Source organism: Pseudomonas sp. TZ252, from assembly GCF_056110345.1.
Map to the genome: position 1 here is coordinate 550,180 of NZ_CM148566.1, position 24,766 is coordinate 574,945.

23 protein-coding genes are annotated in these 24,766 nt (G+C 67.1%); 2 read left to right on the forward strand and 21 right to left on the reverse strand.

All coding sequences use genetic code 11. The features are described from left to right. Positions 1–2: 2 nt before the first annotated feature. From astB to aruC, 5 genes are all read right to left on the reverse strand, one after another. A complete protein-coding gene (astB, locus tag ACYAF3_RS02660) occupies positions 3–1,349 on the reverse strand; it encodes an N-succinylarginine dihydrolase (RefSeq protein WP_017148802.1) in 1,347 nt (448 codons plus the stop codon). Next, entirely contained in the window at positions 1,346–2,812 is a 1,467-nt protein-coding gene (gene astD / locus ACYAF3_RS02665) for a succinylglutamate-semialdehyde dehydrogenase (RefSeq protein WP_003123236.1), read from the reverse strand. Before astD ends, astB begins: the two co-directional genes overlap by 4 nt. A 42-nt stretch (positions 2,813–2,854) precedes the next feature. Continuing rightward, positions 2,855–3,877 carry an arginine N-succinyltransferase gene (astA, locus tag ACYAF3_RS02670; RefSeq protein ID WP_003110258.1) on the reverse strand — a complete coding sequence of 341 codons (1,023 nt, stop codon included), beginning with the start codon at positions 3,875–3,877 and terminating at the stop codon, positions 2,855–2,857. An 11-nt stretch (positions 3,878–3,888) separates the two neighbouring features. Further along, on the reverse strand, positions 3,889–4,905 hold the full coding sequence (gene aruF / locus ACYAF3_RS02675) for an arginine/ornithine succinyltransferase subunit alpha (RefSeq protein WP_003085950.1): 1,017 nt from the start codon (positions 4,903–4,905) through the stop codon (positions 3,889–3,891). 198 nt (positions 4,906–5,103) lie between these two features. After that, positions 5,104–6,324, reverse strand: coding sequence for a bifunctional succinylornithine transaminase/acetylornithine aminotransferase (gene aruC / locus ACYAF3_RS02680; RefSeq protein ID WP_003112608.1), 1,221 nt, complete (start codon positions 6,322–6,324; stop codon positions 5,104–5,106). Between the two features lie 166 nt (positions 6,325–6,490). On the opposite strand from aruC, the gene ACYAF3_RS02685 reads away from it, so the two are divergent. Then, on the forward strand, positions 6,491–6,814 hold the full coding sequence (locus ACYAF3_RS02685; RefSeq protein WP_003123239.1) for a hypothetical protein: 324 nt from the start codon (positions 6,491–6,493) through the stop codon (positions 6,812–6,814). 20 nt (positions 6,815–6,834) lie between these two features. On the opposite strand, the gene argR is transcribed toward ACYAF3_RS02685, so the two are convergent. The 16 genes from argR to ACYAF3_RS02765 all read right to left on the reverse strand — a co-directional run bounded on the left by argR (position 6,835) and on the right by ACYAF3_RS02765 (position 23,743). Then, entirely contained in the window at positions 6,835–7,830 is a 996-nt protein-coding gene (gene argR, locus ACYAF3_RS02690) for a transcriptional regulator ArgR (protein WP_031756458.1), read from the reverse strand. 32 nt (positions 7,831–7,862) lie between these two features. Further along, positions 7,863–8,627, reverse strand: a complete 765-nt coding sequence (gene aotP / locus ACYAF3_RS02695) for an arginine/ornithine transport ATP-binding protein AotP (protein ID WP_003085940.1) — start codon at positions 8,625–8,627, stop codon at positions 7,863–7,865. A gap of 18 nt (positions 8,628–8,645) precedes the next feature. Then, positions 8,646–9,758: a M14 family metallopeptidase gene (locus ACYAF3_RS02700; RefSeq protein ID WP_003112610.1), complete on the reverse strand. Its 1,113-nt coding sequence runs from the start codon at positions 9,756–9,758 to the stop codon at positions 8,646–8,648. Between the two features lie 13 nt (positions 9,759–9,771). Beyond that, the gene (locus ACYAF3_RS02705) at positions 9,772–10,470 is read right to left on the reverse strand and encodes an ABC transporter permease (RefSeq protein WP_003085936.1); all 699 of its coding nucleotides are present in this window, start codon (positions 10,468–10,470) and stop codon (positions 9,772–9,774) included. A 16-nt stretch (positions 10,471–10,486) separates the two neighbouring features. Beyond that, positions 10,487–11,176 (reverse strand): ABC transporter permease, encoded by a 690-nt coding sequence (locus ACYAF3_RS02710; RefSeq protein WP_003085934.1) that lies wholly within the window; start codon positions 11,174–11,176, stop codon positions 10,487–10,489. 118 nt (positions 11,177–11,294) lie between these two features. After that, positions 11,295–12,074, reverse strand: coding sequence for an ABC transporter substrate-binding protein (locus tag ACYAF3_RS02715; RefSeq protein ID WP_003085932.1), 780 nt, complete (start codon positions 12,072–12,074; stop codon positions 11,295–11,297). Positions 12,075–12,614: 540 nt separating this feature from the next. After that, positions 12,615–14,570: an acetate--CoA ligase gene (acs, locus tag ACYAF3_RS02720; RefSeq protein WP_003110260.1), complete on the reverse strand. Its 1,956-nt coding sequence runs from the start codon at positions 14,568–14,570 to the stop codon at positions 12,615–12,617. 181 nt (positions 14,571–14,751) lie between these two features. Beyond that, positions 14,752–16,035: a C4-dicarboxylate TRAP transporter large permease protein DctM gene (dctM, locus tag ACYAF3_RS02725; RefSeq protein WP_003085927.1), complete on the reverse strand. Its 1,284-nt coding sequence runs from the start codon at positions 16,033–16,035 to the stop codon at positions 14,752–14,754. Beyond that, positions 16,032–16,670 (reverse strand): TRAP transporter small permease, encoded by a 639-nt coding sequence (locus ACYAF3_RS02730; RefSeq protein WP_003114245.1) that lies wholly within the window; start codon positions 16,668–16,670, stop codon positions 16,032–16,034. The genes dctM and ACYAF3_RS02730 overlap by 4 nt, the downstream gene beginning before the upstream one ends. A gap of 48 nt (positions 16,671–16,718) precedes the next feature. After that, positions 16,719–17,714: a TRAP transporter substrate-binding protein gene (locus ACYAF3_RS02735; RefSeq protein WP_003114244.1), complete on the reverse strand. Its 996-nt coding sequence runs from the start codon at positions 17,712–17,714 to the stop codon at positions 16,719–16,721. Between the two features lie 113 nt (positions 17,715–17,827). Continuing rightward, positions 17,828–18,655, reverse strand: a complete 828-nt coding sequence (locus tag ACYAF3_RS02740) for an HpcH/HpaI aldolase/citrate lyase family protein (protein WP_003123245.1) — start codon at positions 18,653–18,655, stop codon at positions 17,828–17,830. Positions 18,656–18,665: 10 nt separating this feature from the next. After that, positions 18,666–19,868 (reverse strand): CaiB/BaiF CoA transferase family protein, encoded by a 1,203-nt coding sequence (locus tag ACYAF3_RS02745; RefSeq protein WP_016561592.1) that lies wholly within the window; start codon positions 19,866–19,868, stop codon positions 18,666–18,668. Positions 19,869–19,923: 55 nt separating this feature from the next. Beyond that, the gene (locus ACYAF3_RS02750) at positions 19,924–21,276 is read right to left on the reverse strand and encodes an MmgE/PrpD family protein (protein WP_023083148.1); all 1,353 of its coding nucleotides are present in this window, start codon (positions 21,274–21,276) and stop codon (positions 19,924–19,926) included. Positions 21,277–21,314: 38 nt separating this feature from the next. Then, a complete protein-coding gene (locus ACYAF3_RS02755; RefSeq protein WP_003085915.1) occupies positions 21,315–21,695 on the reverse strand; it encodes a VOC family protein in 381 nt (126 codons plus the stop codon). A gap of 14 nt (positions 21,696–21,709) precedes the next feature. Then, on the reverse strand, positions 21,710–22,870 hold the full coding sequence (locus tag ACYAF3_RS02760) for an acyl-CoA dehydrogenase family protein (RefSeq protein ID WP_003085913.1): 1,161 nt from the start codon (positions 22,868–22,870) through the stop codon (positions 21,710–21,712). Positions 22,871–22,915: 45 nt separating this feature from the next. Then, complete coding sequence (locus ACYAF3_RS02765; protein WP_003085910.1) at positions 22,916–23,743, reverse strand: HTD2 family dehydratase; 828 nt, start codon at positions 23,741–23,743, stop codon at positions 22,916–22,918. 116 nt (positions 23,744–23,859) lie between these two features. On the opposite strand from ACYAF3_RS02765, the gene ACYAF3_RS02770 reads away from it, so the two are divergent. Continuing rightward, the gene (locus ACYAF3_RS02770; protein ID WP_003145630.1) at positions 23,860–24,756 is read left to right on the forward strand and encodes a LysR family transcriptional regulator; all 897 of its coding nucleotides are present in this window, start codon (positions 23,860–23,862) and stop codon (positions 24,754–24,756) included. Positions 24,757–24,766: the final 10 nt, after the last annotated feature.

Genomic DNA, 24,766 nt, shown 5'->3' on the forward strand with positions numbered 1-24,766 from the left:
TCTCAATCGAGTTGGAAGGAATAAACCGAGCCCAGTTTAAGGATCTGCGTCAGTTCATCCAATGCCGTCCGGCACTCCAGCAGCAGTTGCGGGTCGGCCAGGTCGGTTTCGCTCAGGCGGTCGCGGTAGTGCCGGTCGACCCATGCTACCAGCGTGTCGTACAGGCCGGCGCTCATGATCACCCCCGGATTCACCGCTGCCAGCTCCCGCTCCTGCAGCGCCACGCGCAAGCGCAGGCAGGCCGGGCCGCCGCCGTTCTGCATGCTCTGCTTGAGGTCGAAGACCTTCACTTCGCGGATCGGGCCGTCGTCGCCGGTGAGCTGGTCCAGGTAGTTCCAGACCCGCGGGTTGTTCCGACACTCCTCCGGTACCACCAGCAGCATCGAACCGTCGGCCTTCGACAGCAGTTGGCTGTTGAACAGGTAGGACTTCACCGCGTCCTCCACCGCGACCTGGTCGCGCGGCACGCAGATGGCGCGGAAGCGGCCGCCGCGGCGGCCAAGCTTGTCGTGCAGTTCGGCAAGGACCTTCTCGGTATCGAGGAAGGCGTCCTCGTGATGGAACAGCACCTCGCCATTGCCCACCGAGATCACATCGTTGTGGAACACGCCCTGGTCGATCACCGCCGGGTTCTGTTGAGCGTAGACCACTCCGGTCTCGCTCAGCCCGTGCAGACGCGCGACGGCCTGGCAGGCTTCCAGGGTCTGGCGCGCCGGATAGCGTTGCGGCGCCGGGAAGCGACTGTCGAAGGCGCTGCGACCGAAGACGAAGAACTCCACGCCGGCATCGCCATAGTCCTTGCAGAAGCGCGTGTGGTTGGCCGCGCCTTCGTCGCCGAACTGGCTCACTGCCGGCAGCGCCGCGTGATGGGCGAAATGCCGCTCGTCGTTGAACATCGCCGCCAGCACGCGGCTGGTGGTGGGATGCTCAATGGATCGGTGGAACTTGCAGTTCAGGTTGGCCGCGGTGAAATGCACGCGGCCATCGGCGGTGTCGGCACTCGGGCTGACCGTGGCGGCATTGGCGGTCCACATGCTCGAAGCCGAGCTGCAGGCGGCGAGCAGAGGCATCGCTTCCTTCGCCGCGCGGCGGATCACCTCCTCGTCGCTGCCGGAGAAGCCCAGGCTACGCAGCGCAGCGGTATCCGGGCGGGCTTGCGGAGCGAGTACCCCCTGCTTGAAACCCATCTCCATCAGCGCCTTCATCTTCGCCAGGCCCTGCTTCGCCGCTTCCTTCGGGTTGGACACCGCCTGGCTGTTGCTTTGCGAAGCGACATTGCCGTAGGACAGGCCGCCGTAGTTGTGGGTCGGGCCGACCAGGCCGTCGAAATTCACTTCATGGGCATTCATAGGCTGATCCCGGGAGTCAGGGTGGCAGGAAGGGACACGCTGGGGCTTTCCAGCGAGGCGACCGGATAGGCGCAGTAATCGGCGGCGTAGTAGGCGCTCGGCCGGTGGTTGCCGGACGCGCCGATACCGCCGAACGGCGCGCTGCTGGCGGCGCCGGTGAGCTGCTTGTTCCAGTTGACGATGCCGGCGCGGCTTTCCACGAGGAACTGCTCGAAACGCTCGCGGGAATCCGACAGCAACCCGGCGGCCAGGCCGTACTGGGTGGCGTTGGCTTCACGGATCGCCGCAGCGAAATCGGAGTAGCGGATCACTTGCAACAGCGGCCCGAAGAACTCTTCGTCCGGTCGCTCGGCCACCGCGCTGACGTCGAGGATGCCCGGGGTCAGCAGGGCGGCGCCGTCGATCGGCTGGGTCATCGCCAGCAGCGGCTGTGCGCCCTTGCCGATCAAATGCTCCTGGGCCTTGAGCAGGTGCTCGGCGGCGCTCAGCGAAATCACCGCGCCCATGAACGGCGCCGGCTGTTCGTCGAAGCGACCGACCCGCAGGGTAGCGCTGACCGCCACCAGGCGCGCCAGCAGTGCGTCGCCCCAGGCGCCCTGCGGCACCAGCAGGCGGCGGGCGCAGGTGCAACGCTGGCCTGCGGAGATGAAGGCGGACTGGATGATGGTGTAGACGGCGGCGTCGAGGTCGGCGACCTCCTCCACCACCAGCGGGTTGTTGCCGCCCATCTCCAGCGCCAGGATTTTCTGCGGCTGGCCGCCAAACTGGCTGTGCAGCAGGTTGCCGGTGCGACTGGACCCGGTGAAGAACAGACCGTCGAGCCCACGGTGGGCGGCCAGCGCGACGCCGGTTTCGCGACCGCCCTGGACCAGGTTGAGCACGCCGGCCGGCAGGCCGGCCTGGATCCAGGCCTTGAGCGTCAGCTCGGCGACCTTCGGGGTCAGCTCGCTGGGCTTGAACACCACGCAGTTACCGGCCAGCAGCGCCGGGACGATATGCCCGTTGGGCAGGTGGCCGGGGAAATTGTAGGGACCGAATACCGCCACCACGCCATGCGGCTTGTGCCGTAGCACGGCGGTAGCGTCGGCCAGCGGACCGGATTTCTCGCCGGTGCGCTCGCGGAACGCCTGCACCGAGATCGCCACCTTGTTGACCATGCTGGTCACTTCGGTGGCCGACTCCCACAGCGGCTTGCCGGTTTCCTCGCCGATCACTCGGGCCAGCTCGTCGGCGCGGGACTTGAGGGTCGCAGCGAAGCGCTCGAGCAACTCGATGCGCTGCTCCAGCGGGCGCCGCGCCCAGGCCGGGAAGGCCTCGCGGGCGGCGCGCACGGCGGCGTCGACCTGGGTGGCGTCAGCGCCGCGCCCGGACCAGACCACGCCCTGGCCAACCGGGTCGAGGGACTCCAGGGTCTCGCCCTGGCCCGCCAGCCACTGGCCGGCAATGTAATGGGTACTCATCATCGACTCCTCGGGCGCCCTCGCCGGGACGCCTCCATCAGGCTTTCAAGCGCGCTTCTGCGCCGACAGCGGCACCGCGCGTACCGAGGCGCCGGCCGACAGGCGCAGGCGCTTGGCAGTCAGCGGATCGACCACCAGGGTGCCGGCGGCGGCCCGCGCCGGCGCGGCGGTGATGCGACAGTCTTCGCGCTTGCGGTTGTGGATCAGGTAGGGCTCGGCGTCGTCGCCGGGAGTGCCCACCGCCAGCACCAGGTTCTGGCTCTCGGCGATGGCGCGGATCTTGTCGGTCTCGGCCTCGATCGCCGGGCCGGCGTCGAAGATGTCGACGTAGCCCTGGTAGCTGAAGCCCTCGGCCTTGAGCATGGCCAGCGCCGGCTCGGTGTTCGGATGGACGCGGCCGATCACCCCGCGCGCCTCCTCGGAGAGGAAGCAGGTGTAGAGCGGGAACTTCGGCATCAGCTCGGCGATGAAGGCCTTGTTGCCGACCCCGGTGAGGTAGTCGGCCTGGGAGAATTCCATCTTGAAGAAGTGCCGGCCGAGGCTTTCCCAGAATGGCGAACGCCCCTCCTCGTCGGACATGCCGCGCATCTCGGCGATCAGCTTGTCGCCGAACAGGTGGCGGAATTCGGCGATGAACAGGAAGCGCGCGCGCGACAGCAGCTTGCCGTTGAGGCCGCTGCGGTGGTCGGCGTGGAGGAACAGCGAGCACAGCTCGGAATTGCCGGTCAGGTCGTTGGCCAGGAACAGCGTGGGGATCTCGCGATGGATGTTGAGTTCCTGCGAGGCGCTCACGGTGAGGCCGACCCGGTAGTTGTACCAGGGTTCGCGAAGCCCCACCGCTCCGGCGATGGCGGAGATGCCGACGACCTTGCCGGCGTCGTCCTCGAGGACGAACAGGTAGTCGGCGTCGCCGCGTTCGGCCTCGCCGCGGAAGGCCTTCTCGGCCCAGCTGACGCGATGCTGCAGGCGCTGCTCGTTGGCCGGCAGGGTGGTCAGACCGGTACCGGTGCTGCGCGCCAGCTCGATCAGGGCCGGCAGGTCGGCGCTGGTAACAGGACGTACGATCATGACTGGCTCCTTCAGACCGCTACCAGGCGCACGCTGGCGCCTTCGCCGACGCCCAGGGCCTCGGCGGCTTCAACACTCAGGGCCACCGGCTTGCCGGGCGCCCAGTCCAGGTCCAGCACGACCGCGCGGAAGTCCTGCAACTGGCCGTTGGTGACCAGGTATGGACGCCCGCTCTTCGGCGCCTCGCCGATCTTCACCGGAACCACCCGGCTCTGGGCGATCGAGCGAATCCCCGAGGTACGCGCGTGCAGGGTCGGGCCGCCATCGAAGATGTCGATGTAGTTGTCGGTCTCGAAGCCTTCGCGCATCAGGATATCGAAGGTGATCTGCGCTCGCGGGTGGACCTGGCCCATGGACTCCTGGGCGGCATCCGGCAACAGTGGCACATAGATCGGATAGTGCGGCATGAGTTCGGCGAGGAAGGTGCGGCTCTTCAGCCCGGAGAGCTTTTCCGCCTCGATGTAGTTCAGGTCGAAGAAGTTGCGCCCGACCGCGTTCCAGAACGGCGATTCGCCCTGCTCGTCACTGTAGCCGACGATCTCCACCACCACCGCGTCGGCGAAGCGCTCCGGATGGCTGGCCATGAACAGCAGGCGACCGCGCGAGTTGAGTTCGGCATAGACGCTCTGCACCAGGTCGCGCTGTACGTAGAAACTGGTCAGCAGGCTGTTGCCGGTAAGGTCGTGGCACAGCGAGAGGACATGGATCTTGTTGTGGATCGACAGCGAGCGCGAGGCGTGCACGAAGGTTTCATTGCGGAAGCTGTAGAACGGTTCCGAGAACCCGGCCGAGGCGACGATCGCCGAGCAGCCGACCAGCTCGCCGCTGGCGCTGTCCTCGAGGACGAAGAAATAGCTTTCCTCGCCGTTGTAGCTCACCTCCGCGGCGAACGAGGCCTCGGAAGCGAGGATCTTGTCGCGCAGGCGTTCGGCGTCATCCGGCAAGGACGTGACGCCTACCGGGCTGTCCGCCGCCAGACGCTGCACCTGTGGCAGGTCGGCCGCTTGGGCGGGGCGCATCACCAACATGGCGTCACTCCTTTCTCAGACAACGATGATTGCCGCATCCATGCGCGGGACCGCGGCACCTTCCTGTGCCACGGTTTCGAACGTCCAGCAGGGAAGATCCCGCGCCACGCACGGCGGCACGGTTCCCGGCTCCGGCGCGGGCCGCTCCGGGATGTCGCATCGGGTGCCCCGGCCTGCGCCGGGGCCCCGTGGGTTCGCTCAGCCGCGGACCAGCTTGGCCACGGCGCGCTCGAAGCGCTCCAGGCCTTCGTCGATCTCGGCGTCGTCGATCACCAGGCTCGGCGCGAAGCGCACCACGTCCGGGCTGGCCTGGAGCACCATGACCGCCTCTTTCTCGGCGGCGTTGAGCACATCCCTGGCCTTGCCCTTCCACTCGTCGGTCAGCGCCGCACCGATCAGCAGGCCCATGCCGCGGATCTCGTCGAAGATGCCGTACTCCTGGCCGATCTTCTGCAGGCGGGACTTGAAGCGCTCATGCTTGGCCTTCACGCCATCCAGCACTTCCGGGGTATTGATCACGTCCAGCGCCGCCTCGGCCACCGCCGACGCCAGCGGGTTGCCGCCGTAGGTGGTGCCGTGGGTGCCGACCGACAGGTGCTTGGCGATCTCGCCGGTGGTCAGCATCGCACCGATAGGGAAGCCGCCGCCCAGGCTCTTGGCGCTGGAGAGGATGTCCGGGACCACGCCGTAGTGCATGTAGGCGAACAGCTCGCCGACCCGGCCCATGCCGCTCTGGACCTCGTCGAAGACCAGCAGCGCGTTGTGCTCGTCGCACAGCTTGCGCGCCCCTTCCAGGTAGGCCTGCTGCGCCGGCAGCACGCCGCCCTCGCCCTGGATCGGTTCCAGCACCACGGCGCAGGTCTTGTCGGAGATCGCCGCCTTCAGCGCTTCCAGGTCGTTGTAGGGAACGTGGGTGATACCCTCGAACTTGGGCCCGAAGCCATCGGAATACTTCGGCTGGCCGCCGACGTTGACGGTGAACAGGGTGCGCCCGTGGAAGCTGTTGCTGGCGGCGATGATCTCGTACTTCTGCGGGCCGTAGACATCGTTGGCGTAGCGGCGAGCCAGCTTGAAGGCCGCCTCGTTGGCTTCGGCGCCGGAATTGGCGAGGAACACCCGCTCGGCGAAGGTGGCGTCCACCAGCTTGCGCGCCAGGCGCAGGGCCGGCTCGTTAGTGAAGACGTTGGAAACGTGCCAGATGCGCTGGGCCTGCTCGGTGAGCGCCTTGACCAGCGCCGGATGCGCGTGGCCCAGGGAGGTCACGGCGATGCCGCCGGCGAAATCGATCAGTTCGCGGCCGCTCTGGTCCCAGACGCGCGATCCCTCGCCTCGCACCGGAATGAAGGCGGCGGGGGCGTAGTTGGGGACCATATACCGGTCGAAATCGGCACGTTCTACCTGCGCATGGGGAGCGGACATCGGTGTTTCTCCTGCCTGAAGGCGGCTATCGATGAAAGGATTGTAGGGATTGGGACCGGGCCGGCATTGCCGCCATGCGACAACTTGTTATAGCGCCAACCCGGGAATTTCCGCGGCTTTCGGAAATGCGACAGAAAGCATCGGGAAGGCGCAGTGTAAACGCGCGATGCACTCGGGTGCATACTTCTTCTACGCCGCCCCGCGGGCGGGAACAGCAGGGAAACAAGCCATGCCCATCGAGGGAATCGACTACCGTCTCGTCTTCGCCTCCGACGTCAATCCGCGCGACGGCCTCGGCCTGGAGTGCTGGCGCGGCGAACAGCCGCTGTTCGAGGTCTTTCGCGACGACGTCGGCCGGCGTTTCGTGGTCAACCTGTTCGCCAGCGACGTTCCGCTGGAACTGCTGGAGGCGATCATTCCGACGGCCCGTCGCGAACTCGGCGACTTCCCGAGGCGATCCGCCTCCCGGGGCGTCGCAAAGCCCGGCTGAAACCGCCGCGCCGTTGGCGATCAGCCGCGTTCGACGGGAGTGAAGGTCGTCTCGAAGGCGCTGCCGCCGCGCCGCTGGTTGCGGTCCTCGCGCGGAGTGACGCCGAAGAAGTTGCGGTAGGCGCTGGAGAAATGCGGCCCGGAAGAGAAACCGCAGGACAGGCCGATCTGGATGATCGACTTGCTGGTCTGCATCAGCATCTGCCGCGCGCGGTTCAGGCGCAGCTCCAGGTAGTACTGGCTGGGTACGCGGTTCAGGTATTGCTTGAAGATCCGTTCCAACTGGCGCCGCGAAACACACACATGCTGGGCGATCTCGTCGGTGGTCAGTGGCTCCTCGATATTGGCTTCCATCAGCAGTACCGCCTGGGTCAGCTTCGGATGGCTGGAGCCGAGGCGATTCTTCAGCGGGATGCGCTGGCGCTCGTTGCCTTCGCGAATGCGCTCCACCACCAGCTCCTCCGAGACCGCGCCGGCCAGTTCAGCGCCATGGTCGCGGGACAGCAGCGCCAGCAGCAGGTCGAGTACCGCCATGCCGCCGCAGGCGGTCATGCGGTCGCGATCCCACTCGAACAGGTGATTGGTGGCGATGACCTTGGGGAAGCGCTCGGTGAAGTCATCGTGCCAACGCCAGTGCACCGCGGCGCGATAGCCGTCGAGCAGGCCGAGCTGGGCCAGCGGGTAGATGCCGGCGGACAGCGCGCCGATCGCCGCTCCCGAACGCGCCAGTTGCTTGAGCGCCAGGCCCAGCGCTGGCGACACCGCCGCCGGCGCCTCGTCGGCGACCAGGAACAGCCGCGAGCATTGCTCCAGCCTGCCGTTCCAGGCCGTTCCCGGCAGGCGCCAGCCCTCCTCTTCGGCCGGCGCTTCGGCGAGCAGGAACAGCGGCTCGTAGAGCGCCTCGGGGTGCAACCGCCGGGCCGCCCGCAGGGCTTCCTCGGCAAGCGATAGCGTCAGCGCGCGGGTGGCGGGCCAGAGGAGGAAACCGATGCGTTGGGGTTGGGGTTGGGCAGTCATGGGAGCAGCTTAGCCGGCCTCTGCGATGAATGTTACTTGAGGCTGCCGGAGAGGAACTGCTTGAGGCGGTCCGACTGCGGGTTGGCGAGGACTTCCTTCGGGCAGCCGTGTTCCTCGACCAGGCCCTTGTGCAGGAACACCAACTGGTTCGACACCTCGCGGGCGAAACCCATCTCGTGGGTCACCACCACCATGGTGCGGCCTTCCTGGGCCAGGTCCTGCATGACCTTCAGCACTTCGCCCACCAGTTCGGGGTCGAGCGCCGAGGTCGGCTCGTCGAACAGCATCACTTCCGGCTCCACCGCCAGCGCCCGGGCGATCGCCACGCGCTGCTGCTCGCCGCCGCTCATGTGCGCCGGGTAGGCGTCCTTGCGGTGCGCCACGCCGACCTTGGCCAGGTAGTGCTCGGCCTTCTCGATGGCTTCCTTCTTCGACACGCCGAGCACATGCACGGGCGCCTCGATGACGTTCTCCAGGGCGCTCATGTGCGACCACAGGTTGAAATGCTGGAACACCATCGACAGGCGCGAGCGCATGCGCTGCAACTGGCGGGAGTCGGCGGCCTTCAGCGCGCCGTCGCGGCCGGGCACCAGCTTCAGCTCCTCGCCGTTGAGCAGGATCTTGCCGGCGTGCGGCTGTTCCAGCAGGTTTATGCAGCGCAGAAAGGTGCTCTTGCCGGAACCGCTCGAGCCGATGATGCTGATCACGTCGCCCGCTTTCGCCGCCAGCGAGACGCCCTTGAGCACCTCGTGGCTACCGTAGCGCTTGTGCAGGTCTTGGACTTCCAGTTTGTACATGTGTGTGTTCTCGGCTAATCAGTCGCTGAGCAAGCGTCCCTGACGGATCGGTTGACGACCGGCCACCTTGGCCAGCCAGAGTCCCGGCTGCGCGTAGCGCATCCGTTCGATGGCGAAAAGCACGCCGGAAACCCCGGCGCACACGGTGCTGGCACGGTCGGCCAGGGGATCGATGACCTGGAACAGCGGTTCGCCCGCCTCCACCCATTCGCCCGGCCGGCGCAGGAAACTCACCACGCCGGTATGCGGGGCGTGGACGTATTCGGTGCCCTCGAAGGGCAAGCCTTCGCAGCAGGCTTCGGGCGCCGCCGGCCATTCGCCCTCGACGAAGCCCTGCTCGGCGAGGAAGGCCAGGATCGCCGCGGCGTTGGCCTCGGCCTGCTGCACGGTGGTGTCGGCCTGGCCGCCGAGTTCGACGGTGGTCGCCAGGCAGGCCAGCGGCAGCTCGGCGCGCGGATACAGGCGCGACAGGCGCAGCCACGGCACCGAGCAGGCCTCGTCGAAGGAACCGCCGCCGGACTCCTCGGCGAGCAGCCCGACGGCGGCGCCCAGGCGTGCGGCCAGGGAGGCGAAGGCGGGCCATTGCTGCGGCAGGGTATAGAGATGGATGGCGGCCTCGAAGTCGCAATGCAGGTCGAGCACCAGGTCGGCGTCGCAGGCGTGGCGATACAGCAGGCGCTGCATGCCCTCCAGTTCCGAGGTCGCCGGCGGCAGGGCGTCCAGCGCCGCGCGCAGGGCCTGGCGGACCAGCGCGACATTGGCCGCCGGATCGCTGCCGAGACGCTCGCCGACGCTGTCGATCACCGCGTCCAGCAGGTCGGGGAAATCGCGATTGAAGTTGCGCCCGCTGCTCATTTCGAAGCGCCCCTGGTGCAGCGCCTGGATCATCTGCCCGAGACCGACCGGATTGGCCACCGGCACCAGCTCGACGGTGCCGCGCAGGCGGCCTTCCGCCTCCAGCAGGCGCAACCGCTGCTTCAGCTCCCAGGCGGTGCGCATGCCCGGCAACTCGTCGGCGTGCAGGCTGGACTGGATGTAGACCTTGCGCGCGCCGCAGCCGAAGCGGAACACGCTCAGGCGCTTCTCGCTTCCCAGGGTGCTCCACGGCAGCAGGTGGTCGATACGCTCCATGCGGTCCTCCGGATCAGGATTTGCGCGGCGCCAGGTAGGCCAGCCAGCGGCGCTCGGCAAGCTTGAACAGGCGCACCAGGATGAAGGTCAGGCACAGGTAGAACAGGCCAGCGGTGATGAACGCCTCGAACGGCAGGTAGTACTGCGAGTAGACGGTCCGCGCGGCGCCGGTGATGTCCACCAGGGTGACGATGGACGCCAGGCTGGTGGTCTGCAGCATCATGATCACTTCGTTGCTGTACTGCGGCAGGGCGCGCCGCAGTGCCGACGGCAGGAGGATGCGGCGGTACATCTTCAGGCGCGACATGCCCATCGCCTTGGCCGCCTCGATCTCGCCATGGGGCGTGGCCTTCAGGCTGCCGGCGAGGATCTCGGCGGTATAGGCGCTGGTGTTGATGGCGAACGCCAGGCAGGCGCAGAAGGAGGCGTTCGACAACCAGGGCCACAGCGCGCTCTCGCGCACCGCGTCGAACTGCGCCAGGCCGTAGTAGATCAGGAACAGCTGGACCAGCATCGGCGTGCCGCGGATCACGTAGGTGTAGAGCCAGGCCGGGAAGTTCACCAGCGGCTGCTTGGAGACCCGCATCAGCGCCAGCGGCACCGCCAGCAGCAGGCCGATCAGCAGGGAGATCGAGAGCAGCTTGAGGGTGACCAGCAGGCCGTCGAAATAGAGCGGAAGGCTGTCCCAGATGACGGAGAAATCGAAGATCACGATAGGGCCCCTTGACTCACAGTTCCGCGGTTTTCACGCCGACCGAATAGCGGCGTTCGAGCAGGCGCAGCAACAGCAGCGACACGCTGGTCACCAGCAGGTACAGGCCGGCCACGGCGAGGTAGTAGGTGAACGGCTCGCGGGTCGCATCGGAGGCCTGCTTGGCCTTGAACATCATGTCCTGCAGGCCGACCACGGAAATCAGCGCGGTGGCCTTGACCAGCACCAGCCAGTTGTTGGTGAAGCCGGGGATCGCCAGGCGGATCATCTGCGGCACCTGGATGCGGAAGAACACCTGGCGGTGGCTCATGCCATAGGCGTAGCCGGCCTCGCCCTGGCCCTTGGGAATCGCCATGAAGGCGCCGCGGAAGGTTTCCGAGAGATAGGCGCCGAAGATGAAGCCGAGGGTGCCGACGCCGGACACGAAGGGATTCAGGTCGATGTAGTCGTCGTAGCCGAGTTGCGGGGCGACCCAGTTCAGCAGGCCCTGGCCGCCGTAGAAGATCAGCAGGATCAGCACCAGGTCGGGGATGCCGCGCACTACCGTGGCGTACAGGTCGCCGCACCAGGCCAGCCAGCGCACCGGCGACAGGCGGAAGGCCGCGCCCAGCAGGCCGAGGACGATGGCCAGGAGCATGGAAAGCAGGGCCAGCTGGAGAGTCAGCCAGGCGCCATCGACGATGGTCGCACCGTAGCCAGTGATCATCAAAACGGTACCTCTATGCAGCTAATGCAGCGCTAAAGCAGTGGCGTCCAGTCAATAAAAAAGTGGCACAAACAGCGCGAGGCGTCGCGGACGTTTGTGCCACCTCTGACGGATAGCGTCAGTTCGAACCGTAGACGTCGAAGCTGAAGTACTTGTCCTGGATCTGCTTGTACTTGCCGTTGGCGCGCAGCGCGTCGATGGCCGCGTTGAACTTGCCGGCCAGCTCGCTATCGCCCTTGCGCACGGCGATGCCGACGCCTTCGCCGAAGTACTTGGCATCGGTCAGTTGCGGACCGACGAAGGCGTAGCCCTTGCCGGCATCGGTCTTGAGGAAGCCGTCCTCGAGGTTCACCGAGTCGGCGACCACCGCGTCGAGGCGACCGGCCACCAGGTCCATGTTGGCTTCCTGCTGGGAGTTGTAGCGCACCACTTCGACGCCGGCCGGGGTCAGTTCGGCGGAGGCGTAGCGGTCGGCGGTACTGCCACGCAGCACGCCGGCCTTCTTGCCCTTCAGGTCGGCCTTGGGATCGTTGAGGCTGGCGCCTTCCTTCATCACGAAGCGCGCCGGGGTGTTGTAGTACTTGTTGGTGAAGTCGACCGAACGCTTGCGCTCGTCGGTGATGGTCATCGACGAGAGGATCGCATCGATCTTGCGCACCTTGAGTGCCGGGATCAGGCCGTCGAACTCCTGCTCGACCCACTTGCACTGCACCTTCATCTCTTCGCAGAGGGCATTGCCGATATCCACGTCGAAGCCTGCCAACTGGCCGTCCGGGGTCTTCAGCGAGAACGGCGGGTAGGCCGCCTCGATGCCGATGCGCACCGGCTTGTCGGCGGCGAAAGTGGGCAGGGAGAGCACGGACAGCGCCAGGGCGCCGAGAAGTGCGAGCTTCTTCATCTGGAACTCCTTCGAAGGGGATGGCATCGATTGGCAGGAGAAATAGAACCTTGCCCAGGCTGCCGACGGATATGCGTGATCACCGGCTCTTGCGCATGGCGCCTTCTCGTGGACAGGGCGCCAGCTGGGGTGAGCGGCATTCTAGCGACAGGCCGAAAGTGGTTATTTCTTCAATGCGACAACTAATTATAAAAGCACCGAAGAGGGCATTCGGCGATATTGACAGGCAGCGACATTTGTGCCCGGAAAGCGCGAAGTGTAATCAATGAGTAAAGCAAATCTCAAGCCATAAATTGCCAATTCCTTCTCCTTCAATGGCTTGGCCGCTACGACTCACCTCGACTGCTACCCCGTGTCGCACCTTGGCTGTGCGTGGCGTTTCCTCTCGCCCCAATTATGCGCAGGCGCGCATCACCGAAGTGTTACCGCCGCCCCATTCCCGGCGCGAGCCCATTCGAAACGCCCTCCTCCTCGGCCCGCGCCAAATGAAAGACCCCGCGCGGCTCGCACCGCGCGGGGTCGTTTCGGATCAGGCGGAAGTCAGGCGGCCTGCATCGAGCGATGGGTCTCGATCAGGTGCTGGACCACGCCCGGGTCGGCAAGGGTGGAGATGTCGCCGAGGGTGTCGTACTCGGCCGCGGCGATCTTGCGCAGGATGCGCCGCATGATCTTGCCCGAACGGGTCTTCGGCAGTCCCGGCGCCCACTGGATCACATCCGGCGTGGCGATCGGACCGATCTCGCGGCGAACCCATTGCTTCAGCTCCTGGCGCAGCGCCTCGCTCGGCTCGACCCCGGAGTTGAGGGTGACGTAGACATAGATGCCCTGCCCCTTGATGTCGTGCTGCATGCCGACCACCGCCGCCTCGGCGACCTTCGGGTGGGCGACCATCGCGCTTTCCACCTCGGCGGTGCCCATGCGGTGGCCGGAGACGTTGAGCACGTCGTCGACCCGCCCGGTGATCCAGTAGTAGCCGTCCTCGTCGCGGCGCGCGCCGTCGCCGGTGAAGTACATGCCCTTGAAGGTCTTGAAGTAGGTGTCGACGAAGCGGTCATGGTCGCCGAACAGGGTCCGCGCCTGGCCCGGCCAGGAGTCGAGGATCACCAGGTTGCCCTCGGCGGCGCCCTCGATCAGGTTGCCGAGGTTGTCCACCAGCGCCGGGACCACGCCGAAGAACGGCTTGGCCGCGGAGCCCGGCTTCATCGCATGGGCGCCCGGCAACGGGGTCATCAGGCAGGCGCCGGTCTCGGTCTGCCACCAGGTGTCGACGATCGGGCAGCGCGACTGGCCGACGGTCTCGTAGTACCACTGCCAGGCTTCCGGGTTGATCGGCTCGCCCACCGAACCGAGCAGACGCAGGCTGGAACCGTCGGCACCGGCCACCGCCGCCTTGCCTTCGGCCATCATCGCGCGGATCGCGGTCGGCGCGGTGTAGAGGATGTTGACCTTGTGCTTGTCGATGATTTTCGCCACGCGGGTCACGTCGGGGTAGTTCGGCACGCCCTCGAACAGAATGGTGGTGGCGCCGTTGGCCAACGGGCCATAGACGATGTAGGTGTGGCCGGTGACCCAGCCGATGTCGGCGGTGCACCAGTAGACTTCGCCCGGACGGTAGTCGAAGACCCGCTCGTGGGTCAGCGAGGCGTACACCAGGTAGCCGCCGGTGGTATGCAGCACGCCCTTCGGCTTGCCGGTGGAGCCGGAGGTGTAGAGGATGAACAGCGGGTCCTCGGCGCCCATTTCCTTGGGTGCGCAAGTGCTGCCGGCAACCTTCATCAGGTCGTCGTACCAGACGTCGCGGTGCTGGTTCCACTTGATCTCCGCACCGGTACGCTTGCAGACGATGATCTTCTGCACGCTGGAGGTTTCCGGGTTGGTCAGGGCGTCGTCGACATTGGCCTTCAGCGGAGTGCGCTTGCCGCCGCGCACGCCTTCGTCGGCGGTGATCACCACCTTCGACTTGCAATCGATGATGCGCCCGGCCAGGGCCTCGGGGGAGAAGCCGCCGAAGACCACCGAGTGGATCGCGCCGATGCGGGTGCAGGCGAGCATGGCGACCACGGCCTCGGGGATCATCGGCATGTAGATGGTCACTACGTCGCCGCGGTGCACGTCCTGCCCGCGCAGGGCGTTGGCGAACTTGCAGACCTGCTCGTGGAGCTGGCGGTAGGTGATTTCCTGGTGGTCGGCGGGATCGTCGCCTTCCCAGATGATCGCCACCTGGTCGCCGCGTTCGGCGAGGTGACGGTCGAGGCAGTTGTGCGACACGTTGAGGGTGCCGTCGGCGAACCACTTGATGTCCACGTGATGGTCGTCGAAGGAGGTCTGCTTGACCTTCTCGAACGGCTTGATCCAGTCGATCCGCTGGGCCTGCTCGCGCCAGAAGCCGTCGGGGTTGACGACGGACTGCTGGTACATCGTCTTGTAGGTGGCTTCGTCGGTGAAGGTCCGTGCCACCGCTTCCGGGTGCACGGGGTACAGGGATGCCGCAGACATGGCTTTAACCTCGGTACGTGAGTGTTGTTTTTGTTGTGCCCAGTTGTAGCGAGCGCACACCCCACGAACCATACGACCATGGTCTTACCACTGCGCGACAGCGCCGATAGTAGCTATAAGCCGCGCCGATCGTAGCCTTGCGCCAGCGGCGGAGCGCGTCCCGCGCCCCGCCGCCGCGACCTCAACTCATGCCCAGCAGGCCCGGCAGCCACAGCGAGATCAACGGCACGTAGGTCACCAGGATCAGGAACAGCAGCAGGATCATCAGCCACGGCAGCGCCGCGCGGATGGTCGCCCCCAGCGGCATGCCGGTGACCGCCGAAGTGACGAACAGGTTGAGGCCGACCGGCGGGTGTACCAGGCCGATCTCCATGTTCACCACCATGACGATGCCCAGGTGGATCGGGTCGATGCCCAGCTTCATGGCGATGGGGAAGAAGATCGGCGCCAGGATCAGCACGATCGCCGAGGGCTCCATGAAGCTGCCGGCGACCAGCAGCACCACGTTGACCATCAGCAGGAAGCCGATCGGGGTCAGGCCTTCCTGCACCACCCATTCGGTGATCTGCTGGGGGATCTGCTCGGTGGTCAACACGTGGGCGAAGAGCATGGCATTGGCGATGATGAACATCAGCATGATGCTCAGCCGCCCCGACTCCAGCAGCACCTTGGGACAGTCGCGCAGGCGCATGTCCTTGTACACGAACAGCGCGACGAAGGCCGAATACACCGCCGCCACCGCCGCCGCCTCGGTGGGGGTGAACAGCCCGGAATAGATGCCGCCGAGGATGATCACCAGCAGCAACAGGCCCCAGCCTGCACGGCGTGCGGCGGCCAGCCACTCGCGGAAGCTGGCGCGCGGCTGCGCCGGCAGCTTCTTGACCCGCGCGACGATGTAGATCACCACCATCAGGATCACCCCGAGCAACAACCCCGGAACCACCCCGGCGACGAACAGCTTGCCCACCGAGGTCTCGGTGGCGGCGGCGTAGACCACCATCACGATCGATGGCGGGATGAGGATGCCCAGGGTCCCGGCATTGCAGATGATCCCCGCGCCGAAGGCGCGCGGATAGCCGGAGCGGACCATGCCGGCCACGGCGATCGAGCCGACCGCCGCCACTGTCGCCGGCGACGAACCGGACAGCGCGGCGAACAGCATGCAGGCAAGCACCGCAGCGATCGCCAGGCCGCCGCGGATATGCCCGACGCAGGCATTGGCGAAGTCGATCAGGCGCCGCGCCACGCCACCGGTGGTCATGAACGCGCCGGAGAGCAGGAAGAACGGGATCGCCAGCAGGGTGTAGGCCTCGGAGGTCTCGAACAGCTTGATCGCCAGCGAGCGCACCGAATCCGGGCTGAACAGCAGGATCGTCAGGGCGCCGGACAGCCCCAGGGAGATGGCGATGGGCACGCCGATGAACATGAACAGGAACAGCAGCAGGAACAGGATCAGCACGGTCATGGACGGTTCTCCCCGGCCTCTTCGCCGGCCAGTTTGGAGGCCTCGGCGGCCTCGTCGGCGAGGCCCAGCCCGAGCTGGCGACCGCGCAACAGGTTGACGAGGATTTCCAGGTAGCGCAGCAGCACCAGGCCGAAGCCGACCGGCACCACCACCGCGATGTAGGCCTGGAGGATGCCGAAGTGGTCGAGGTCCTCGGCGCCGATGCCGGCGACGAACAGGGTCTTCACCCAGTCGTAGCTGGCGACCATGAACAGCCCGGCGTAGCCCAGGCAGCAGAGGCAGGCGAGTATCCCGATCAGGCGCTGCAAGGGACGCGGCGCCAGGCGCACCAGGGCATCCACCCCGAGGTGGCCGGCGGTGCGTACGCCGTAGGCGATGCCGAGGAAGATCAGCCAGCCGAACAGCGCCTTGGTCAGCGCGTTGCTCCAGGACATATCCTGGGCTACCCCGAGGATCGCGTCGCCCATCGAGTACAGCGGAGCCCGCAGTGTCGGCAGGCGGTCGCCGAGGTCGTAGAACAGGGTGAAGACGTTGGTCATCACCACATAGAGGAAGGTCACCAGCGTCATCGCCGCCAGCAGGAAGGCGATAGCGCCCTCCTCGAAGCGGTTCCAGACGCGCACGAGTCGATTCATCGCAGCGTTCTCCACAATGCCCCGCCCGGCCGGGCGGGGCCGGACGGGTCAATCGGGACGGTTGGAAGCTTCGGCGGCCTGGAGCAGATCGGCACCGACATTGCCGCGGAATTTCTGCCATACCGGCTGCATCGCCTGGCGCCAGTCGGCGCGCTGCTGCGGGCTCAGGGTATGGATCTCGCTGGCGCCACTGGCGAGGATGCGCTGGCGGGCGTCGCGGTTGAGGCGCTCGGCCTCGAGGTTCACCTGCACGGTGACCTCGTCCATGATCCGCTGCAGTTCTTCGCGGATGTCCGCCGGAAGGCCGTTCCAGAACTTCGCGTTGGTGATCACCATGTAGTCCACCAAGCCGTGGTTGGACTCGGTGAAATACTTCTGTACCTCGTTGACCTTCTGGCTCTCGTAGTTCGACCAGGTGTTCTCGGTGCCATTCACCACGCCGGTCTGCAAGCCCTGGTAGACCTCGGCGAAGGACATCTTCCGGGAGATCGCGCGGAGCTGGCGGAACTGCTCGTTGAGCACGTCGGACGCCTGCACGCGGAATTTCAGCCCGCGCGCGTCTTCCGGCTCCAGCAACGGGCGATTGGCGGAGAGCTGCTTCATCCCGTTGTGCCAGTAGGCCAGGCCGAGGATGCCCTTGCCCTGCATGCTGGTCAGCAAGGCGCGCCCCTGCGGGCTGCGCTGGAAGCGGTCGACTGCCTGGATGTCGTCGAAGAGGAACGGCAGGTCGAAGATCTGCACCTTGCGCGTGTACTGCTCGAACTTGGCCAGGGACGGCGCCAGCATCTGCACGTCGCCCAGCAGCAGCGCCTCCATTTCCTTGCCGTCGCCGAACAGCGACGAGTTGGGATAGACGTCTACCTCGACCCGGCCGCCCAGGCGCTGTTCGACGAGTTTCTTGAACAGCAGCGCGCCCTGGCCTTTGGGCGTGTTTTCCGCGACCACGTGGGAGAACTTGATGACGATCGGCTGCGCGGCATTCGCCAGGCAGGAGCCACCGATCGCCAGGGCGCACAACAGCGCCCGTACCATCGTCTTGAACATTTCGTGACCTCAGATTGTTGTTGTGCTTTCGAGGTATCGACGAGCCTGACGCAGCCGGCGCGTTCGGAGAATTCGCCATTGCTCAAGCCCGCGTTCGCGTCTGTCGAACGCGTTCAGCCACCCTCCCCGGCCCGCTCCAGCAGGCGTCGTGCGCGCCCCAGCACCGGCGCGTCGACCATCTCGCCGTCGACCACGAAGACGCCGGCACCGGAGGCGCCGGCCTCTGCCACCCGACGCGCCCACTCCAGTTCCGCGGGACTCGGCATCAATGTCTGGTGGATCGGCTCGACCTGGCTCGGATGGATGCACAGCAACCCGCCGAAGCCCATGTCGCGAGCGAAGCGCACTGCCTCGACCAGTCCGGCACGGTTCTGGATCGCCGGATAGACGCCGTCCAGCGGCGGCGCCAGGCCTGCCAGGCGCGATTGCAGGAGCAGTGCGTAACGGGCGTGACCGAGAATCTGTTCGGCTGCGTTGCTGCCGCTGTTGAGATCGAGGTCCAAGGCCAGGTCGAGGCTGCCGAAGGACAGCCGCTCGACCCCCGCGGCGGCGGCGATCTCGCCCAGCGCGGCAAGGCCGCGGGCACTCTCGACGATGGGCCAGACCGGCTTGCCGCTGGCCACGGCGGCGTGGCGCACCTGGGCGGCGCTCTCCACTTTCGGCAGGAGCAGGCCGATCACTCCGGCGTGGTCGCGGCACAGCGCCAGGTCGTCGGCATGCCCGGGATGCTCCGCCGCGTTGATCCGCACCAGCACCCGGGCTTCCGGCGTATCGACGAGGAAACGCCGGAGATTGGCCCGCGCCTCGACCTTCAGCCCCTCCTCCACCGCATCCTCGAGGTCGACGATGACCCGGTCGGCGCCGCTGGCAAGGGCCTTGGGGATCCGCTCCGGGCGGGTCGCCGGGACGAACAGCGCGCTGCGCACGATCTGTCGGTTCATGTCCGCCTCCTCATACCGTTCCGGTCGCGCGCAGGCGCTGGATATCGGCCGCGGTACAGCCCAGTTCGGCAAGCAGCGCGTCGCTGTCGCCGCCCAGCGCCGGCACCGCATCCATGCGCGGAACGAAGGCGCTGCTGCTGGCCGGCGGCAACAACGCCGGCAGGCGCCCGGCCGGGCTGTCGATGGAGGTCCAGCGTTGCCGCGCCTGTAACTGCGGGTGCGCCCAGACCCCGGCCATGTCGTTGACGTGGGCGCTGGCGATCTGCGCCTGTTCCAGGCGCGCCACCACCTCGGCGGCCGGCAAGGCGGCGAAGGCTTCGACGATCAGCGCACGCAGCTCTTCGCGGTTGGCCGAGCGCTTGAAGTTCGCCGAGAAGCGTTCGTCGTCGGCCAGCTCCGGGCGGCGCAGGACCTTGTCGCAGAAGGCCCGCCACTCGCGCTCGTTCTGCAGGCCGAGCATCACTGTGCCGCCGTCGCCGGCGGGGAATGGCCCATAGGGGTAGATGGTCGAGTGCGAAGCGCCGGCGCGCGGCGGCGGCGGCGCGTCCTGGTAGGCGTAGTACATCGGGTAGCCCATCCACTCCACCAGGCTCTCCAGCATCGACACGTCGATGCGGCTGCCCTCGCCGGTGCGCTCGCGCAGCAGCAGGGCCGAAAGGATGCTGCTGTAGGCGTACATGCCGGCGGCGATATCGGCGATCGAACAGCCGGCCTTGGCCATCTCGTTCGGCCCGGCGCCGCCGGTCACCGAAAGGAAGCCGCCCTCGCTCTGGATCAGCAGGTCGTAGGCCTTCTTCTTCTCGTAGGGACCGCCTTCGCCGTAGCCGGAGATATCGCAGACGATCAGTCGCGGGAAGCGCTCGCGCAACGCCTCGTAGGACAGGCCCAGGCGCGCGGCGGCGCCCGGCGCGAGGTTCTGCACCAGCACGTCGGCGCCGGCCAGCAGCTTCTCCAGCAACGGCAGCGCCTCGGCCTGCTTGAGATCGAGGCTGAGGCTCTGCTTGGAACGATTGGTCCAGACGAAGTGCGACGACAGGCCGTTGACCCGCTCGTCGTAACCGCGGGCGAAATCGCCGACGCCGGGGCGTTCGATCTTGATCACCCGCGCGCCGAGATCGGCCAGTTGGCGGGTGCAGAAGGGCGCGGCGATGGCGTGCTCCAGGCTGACCACGGTGATGCCGTCAAGCGGGCGCGGCTGGTGGGATTGCGTCATGGGTCGGACTCCCTGCCCTCGTCCGTCGAAGACGAGGTGCGGCTGGTTCGGTTGATCAGATCAGGGGCGTTACGGAAGGCGCCTGACGCAGGCCCCAGGCGCGCTGGATAAGGATCTCCGCCTCGGCGCCGGTGGCCGCGCCGGAAAACGCCAGCAGGCGGCGGAACTTGTCGGCCAGCTCGTCGCGGCTGAGGGTATTGCCGGGATCGCCCTTGGGTTCGTCGATGGCGGCGGTATGGCGCCGCCCCTGGCGATCGAGTACTTCGACCCGCCCGAGCCAGCGCTGCGGATAGTCGGCATCGACATCCGGGTCCAGGCGCATCTCGACCCGCTCGCGGAACGCTGCGACCCGCGGGTCGCTCAGCGCATGCCGATGGAACTCGCCGAGGCCGGCCTTGCCGTACACGGCGATCAGGCCCAGCACGGTGCCCATGGAGAACTTCGCCTGGTGCACGGTCTGCGGCTCGACCACCCGGCCGAGCACGTCGATGGCGCCCTGGTGGACCCGCGCGGTGACCGCGGCGATCTGCGAGTGATCGAGCCCTTCGCGCTGCATCAGCGCCAGCAGCGCGTCGGCCGCGGGATGGGTATGGCGGCACGAGGCGTGGAACTTGAACGAGGTTTCCAGCAACGCCCAGCGGCTGCCGAGGCGATCCACCAGGCGCTCGGGGTCGGCGTCGCTGGACATCCCGGCGGCCATCCCCTGCTCGCCTTCGAGGATGTGTCGCGCGCCGCTCAGGCCGTCGGCGGTGAGATAGGCGGCGAGCAGCCCGTCGGCGGCGGCCTTGGCGGTATGCAACTGCTTGGAATCGGCGGCGTCGCGGAGGAACTCCCAGAGCCCGGCGGCCTGGGTTCCGGCGCTGCCGAGCAGGTCGACGAAGCGCTCGCGGTCGAAGTCCATCAGCTTGCCCACCGCCACTGCCGCGGCGAGGGTGCCGACCGTGGCAGTGGTATGGAACACCCGGTAGTGGGAACGGCCGAGGAATTCGCCGATGCGGATGCCGGCCTCGTAGCCGGCCACCGCCGCGAGGATCAGCTCGGCGCCGCTGCGGCCGAGGTCCTGGGCCGCGGCCAGGGCAGCAGGGAAGACCACCGCCGCGGGGTGCAGCACCGAGCTGTTGTGCAGGTCGTCCTGCTCCACCACGTGGGAAGCCGCGCCGTTCACCAGGGCGGCGAAATACGGCGAGCTGCGCCGCCGGCTGGGCAGGATCTGCGCGCTACCGTCGGCCGGGCCCATGCGTTCGGCGTAGCGCTCGAACAATGGGATCGGATGCTGGCCCTTGCCGGCCAGCGCCGAGCCGAGCCAGTCGAGGAACAATTCTTCCATCCGCGCCAACACCGCCGGCGGCAGGTCCTGGTAGCGCAGGCCGGCGAGAAAGCCGGCGAGTTGCTGGGTGTAGTCGGTCATGACCAACGCTCTCTTGTAGTTGTCCCGAGGCACGCGGCCTACAGCGGGTTGCTCAGTTCGATCAGGTTCAGGTCGGGGTCGCGCAGGTACAGCGAGAGGATCGGCCCGCCGGCGCCGGTGCGCTGCACCGGGCCCTCGAGGATTTCCACGGCCTGCTGGCGCAGTTGCTCGGCCACCGCCTCGAGTGGCGTGGCGACGATGAAACAGAGGTCGGCGGACCCTGGCGTAGGTCGCTCGGCCTTGGGTTCGAATTCGCCCCCGGCCTGGTGCAGGTTGATCTTCTGCGCACCGAAGGCGAGGGCCTTGCGACCCGCGCCGAAGGTAACGGCGCGCATGCCCAGCACGCGGGTGTAGAAATCGATGCTGGCGTCGATGTCGCGGACGGTGAGCACCAGGTGGTCGAGACGGTCGATCTGCATGGGCGGCTCCCGCTTCAGAACGAGCGCGGCAGTTCGAGCAGGTGCTCGGCCACGTAGGACAGGATCAGGTTGGTGGAGATCGGCGCCACCTGGTACAGGCGGGTCTCGCGGAACTTGCGCTCGACGTCGTACTCGCAGGCGAAGCCGAAGCCGCCGTGGGTCTGCAGGCAGGCGTTGGCCGCCTCCCAGGAAGCTTTCGCCGCCAGGTACTTGGCCATGTTCGCGCTGGCCCCGGCGTTGAGCCCGGCGTCGTACTCCTGGCAGGCGCGCCAGCGCATCAGGTCGGCGGCCTCCACTTCGATGTGCGCCTCGGCGATGGGGAACTGCACGCCCTGGTTCTGCCCTATCGGCCGGCCGAAGACCACGCGGTCGCGGGCATAGTGGCTGGCCTTGTCGATGAACCAGCGGCCGTCGCCGATGCATTCGGCGGCGATCAGGGTGCGCTCGGCATTGAGGCCGTCGAGGATGTAGCGGAAGCCCTTGCCTTCCTCGCCGATCAGGCTATCGGCGGGGATCTCCAGGTTGTCGAAGAACAGCTCGTTGGTCTCGTGGTTGACCATGTTGGCGATCGGCTGCACGGTCAGGCCCTTGCCGATGGCCTCGCGCAGGTCGACGAGGAAGATCGACATGCCTTCGGACTTGCGCTTCACCTCGGCCAGCGGCGTGGTGCGCGCCAGCAGGATCATCAGGTCGGAGTGCTGGATCCGCGAGATCCACACCTTCTGCCCGTTGATCACATAGCGGTCGCCCTTGCGCACGGCGGTGGTCTTGATCTTGGTGGTATCGGTGCCGGTGGTCGGCTCGGTCACCCCCATCGACTGCAGGCGCAGCTCGCCGCTGGCCAGCTTCGGCAGGTAGAAGCGCTTCTGCGCCTCGCTGCCGTTACGCAGCAACGTGAACATGTTGTACATCTGCCCGTGCACGGTGCCGGAGTTGCCGCCGCAGCGGTTGACTTCCTCCAGGATCACCGAGGCCTCGGCCAGGCCCAGACCGGAACCGCCGTACTCCTCCGGGATCATCGCCGAGAGCCAGCCGGCGTCGGTCAGGGCCTTGACGAAGGCCTCGGGAAAACCGCGCTGCTCATCGATGCGGCGCCAGTAGGCGGCGTCGAATTCGGCGCAGAGGGCACGTACGCCCTCGCGGATCGCGTTCAGCTCTTCGCTGTTCGGATTCATCGGTGACTCCTCGATTCTTGTCGTTGGATGGGCGCTGGGGCCCTTTCAGTCGAATTCCACGTCGCCGCGCTGGGCCAGGCCGGCGCCATTGCCGACCCATACCTCGGCCTTGCCGGCAGCGAGCAGGCGGCCGCCGACCTCGAACGGCTCGGGACAGATCAGCGGGCGCAGGCCGCGATAGGCGAAGCGACGCAGGCGCGCCTGCGGATTGGCCCGGCAGAACGCGCGCAGGGCCAGGGTGGCGATCAGCGGACCGTGCACCACCAGGCCCGGATAGCCTTCGGCATCGGTGACATAGGGCCAGTCGTAGTGAATGCGGTGGCCGTTGAAAGTCACCGCCGAGTAGCGGAACAGCAACACCGGATCGGGCTCCAGCGCCTCGCGCCAGTCGCCCTCGGGCAAGGCCTCGGTACCGCCGAGCTTGGGCGGGGTCGGTTCGCGGTAGACGATGTCGTGCTCTTCGCTCAGCGCCAGTTGGCCGTCCTGGCGGTAGTCGTGGCGCAGGGTGACGAACAGCAGCGCGCCGCTGCGACCGTGCTTCTCCTCGACCCGGAGGATGGTCGAGGTGCGGCTGGCCTCGCCGCCGACCCGCAGCGGCTGGTGGAACTCCAGGCGCCCGCCGGCCCACATGCGGTTGCGATCGTCCGCCGGTGGCAGGAAACCGCCGCGCGCCGGGTGGCCGTCGACGCCGAGGCCGGCGGCCTCCACCGGGTCCTGGAAGAACGCCCAGTGCCAGAGCGGCGGCAGCGCTTCGCCGTGGGCCGGGGTCGGCTCGCCGAAGGTGGCGGCGATGCGCTTGACCAGGTTGCGGCTCAATTGATCGTGGGTTTCTTCCTGGCGACCGATCCAGGGGGCGAAAGCGGACTCACTCATGCGTGGCTTCCCATGACCTAGGGGGTGATGGGAGGAGAATGATAGGATGCTAGCGTTTTGAGAATTTGCAATTACGCAATGGCGCGTTCGGATTTGCCGAACGCCATGGAGTGCCCATGCATTTCGATCTCGCCGACCTGCGCCTGTTCATCCATATCGCCGAGTCGCCCAGCCTGACCCAGGGCGCGCGCCGCGCCTTCCTTTCCCCGGCCGCCGCCAGCGCGCGGGTCAAGGCGCTCGAAGGCCAGCTTGGCAGCCGCCTGCTGTACCGCGACAGCCGCGGCGTCGAACTGACCCCGGCGGGCCAGCGTCTGCTACAGCACGCGCGGCTGATCATGCGCCAGGTGGAATACCTGAAGAGCGAGTTCACCGAGTACGGCAGCGACGCCGCCGGGCATATCCGCATCTTCGCCAATACCACCGCGGTCACCGAATTCCTTCCGGAAATCCTCGCCGGCTTCCTCGCCGCTCGTCCCGGGGTCACCGTCGACCTGCAGGAACGCCTCAGCCGCGACATTGTCCGCGGCGTGCTGGACGGCTCCACCGACCTCGGCATCATCGCCGGGCCGGTGGCGGCCACCGGCCTGCAGGTCCTGCATTTCAGCACCGACCGCCTGGTGATGGCGGTGCCCCAGGGCCATCCGCTGGCCGGACAGGCCAGGGTACGCCTACGCGACACCCTGCAATTCCAGCATATCGGCCTGCCCGAGGGCACCACCCTGCACGCCTTCCTGTACGAACGGGTGGAGCAGATGGGCGAGCAGCTATCGCTGCGCATCCAGGTCTCCAGCTTCGAGGCGATCTGCCGGATGATCGAGGGCGGCGTCGGCATCGGCGTGATCCCGCAGTCCGCCGCGCGCCGCCACAGCCGGACGATGAAGCTGGCGACCATCGAACTCGACGAGCCCTGGGCGATCCGCGAGCGCAGCCTGCTGGTACGCGACCTGGAAGCACTGCCGAGTTGCCTGCGGGCGTTGATCGAGGAGTTGCAGAGGGTGGGAGACAGCCTATAGGGCGGATAAC

Coding starts and splice junctions, on each gene's coding strand:
- astB (WP_017148802.1), bottom strand. CDS start 1,349: ATGAATGCCCATGAAGTGAATTTCGACGGCCTGGTCGGCCCGACCCAC.
- astD (WP_003123236.1), bottom strand. CDS start 2,812: ATGATGAGTACCCATTACATTGCCGGCCAGTGGCTGGCGGGCCAGGGC.
- astA (WP_003110258.1), bottom strand. CDS start 3,877: ATGATCGTACGTCCTGTTACCAGCGCCGACCTGCCGGCCCTGATCGAG.
- aruF (WP_003085950.1), bottom strand. CDS start 4,905: ATGTTGGTGATGCGCCCCGCCCAAGCGGCCGACCTGCCACAGGTGCAG.
- aruC (WP_003112608.1), bottom strand. CDS start 6,324: ATGTCCGCTCCCCATGCGCAGGTAGAACGTGCCGATTTCGACCGGTAT.
- ACYAF3_RS02685 (WP_003123239.1), top strand. CDS start 6,491: ATGCACTCGGGTGCATACTTCTTCTACGCCGCCCCGCGGGCGGGAACA.
- argR (WP_031756458.1), bottom strand. CDS start 7,830: ATGACTGCCCAACCCCAACCCCAACGCATCGGTTTCCTCCTCTGGCCC.
- aotP (WP_003085940.1), bottom strand. CDS start 8,627: ATGTACAAACTGGAAGTCCAAGACCTGCACAAGCGCTACGGTAGCCAC.
- ACYAF3_RS02700 (WP_003112610.1), bottom strand. CDS start 9,758: ATGGAGCGTATCGACCACCTGCTGCCGTGGAGCACCCTGGGAAGCGAG.
- ACYAF3_RS02710 (WP_003085934.1), bottom strand. CDS start 11,176: ATGATCACTGGCTACGGTGCGACCATCGTCGATGGCGCCTGGCTGACT.
- ACYAF3_RS02715 (WP_003085932.1), bottom strand. CDS start 12,074: ATGAAGAAGCTCGCACTTCTCGGCGCCCTGGCGCTGTCCGTGCTCTCC.
- acs (WP_003110260.1), bottom strand. CDS start 14,570: ATGTCTGCGGCATCCCTGTACCCCGTGCACCCGGAAGCGGTGGCACGG.
- dctM (WP_003085927.1), bottom strand. CDS start 16,035: ATGACCGTGCTGATCCTGTTCCTGCTGCTGTTCCTGTTCATGTTCATC.
- ACYAF3_RS02730 (WP_003114245.1), bottom strand. CDS start 16,670: ATGAATCGACTCGTGCGCGTCTGGAACCGCTTCGAGGAGGGCGCTATC.
- ACYAF3_RS02735 (WP_003114244.1), bottom strand. CDS start 17,714: ATGTTCAAGACGATGGTACGGGCGCTGTTGTGCGCCCTGGCGATCGGT.
- ACYAF3_RS02740 (WP_003123245.1), bottom strand. CDS start 18,655: ATGAACCGACAGATCGTGCGCAGCGCGCTGTTCGTCCCGGCGACCCGC.
- ACYAF3_RS02745 (WP_016561592.1), bottom strand. CDS start 19,868: ATGACGCAATCCCACCAGCCGCGCCCGCTTGACGGCATCACCGTGGTC.
- ACYAF3_RS02750 (WP_023083148.1), bottom strand. CDS start 21,276: ATGACCGACTACACCCAGCAACTCGCCGGCTTTCTCGCCGGCCTGCGC.
- ACYAF3_RS02755 (WP_003085915.1), bottom strand. CDS start 21,695: ATGCAGATCGACCGTCTCGACCACCTGGTGCTCACCGTCCGCGACATC.
- ACYAF3_RS02760 (WP_003085913.1), bottom strand. CDS start 22,870: ATGAATCCGAACAGCGAAGAGCTGAACGCGATCCGCGAGGGCGTACGT.
- ACYAF3_RS02765 (WP_003085910.1), bottom strand. CDS start 23,743: ATGAGTGAGTCCGCTTTCGCCCCCTGGATCGGTCGCCAGGAAGAAACC.
- ACYAF3_RS02770 (WP_003145630.1), top strand. CDS start 23,860: ATGCATTTCGATCTCGCCGACCTGCGCCTGTTCATCCATATCGCCGAG.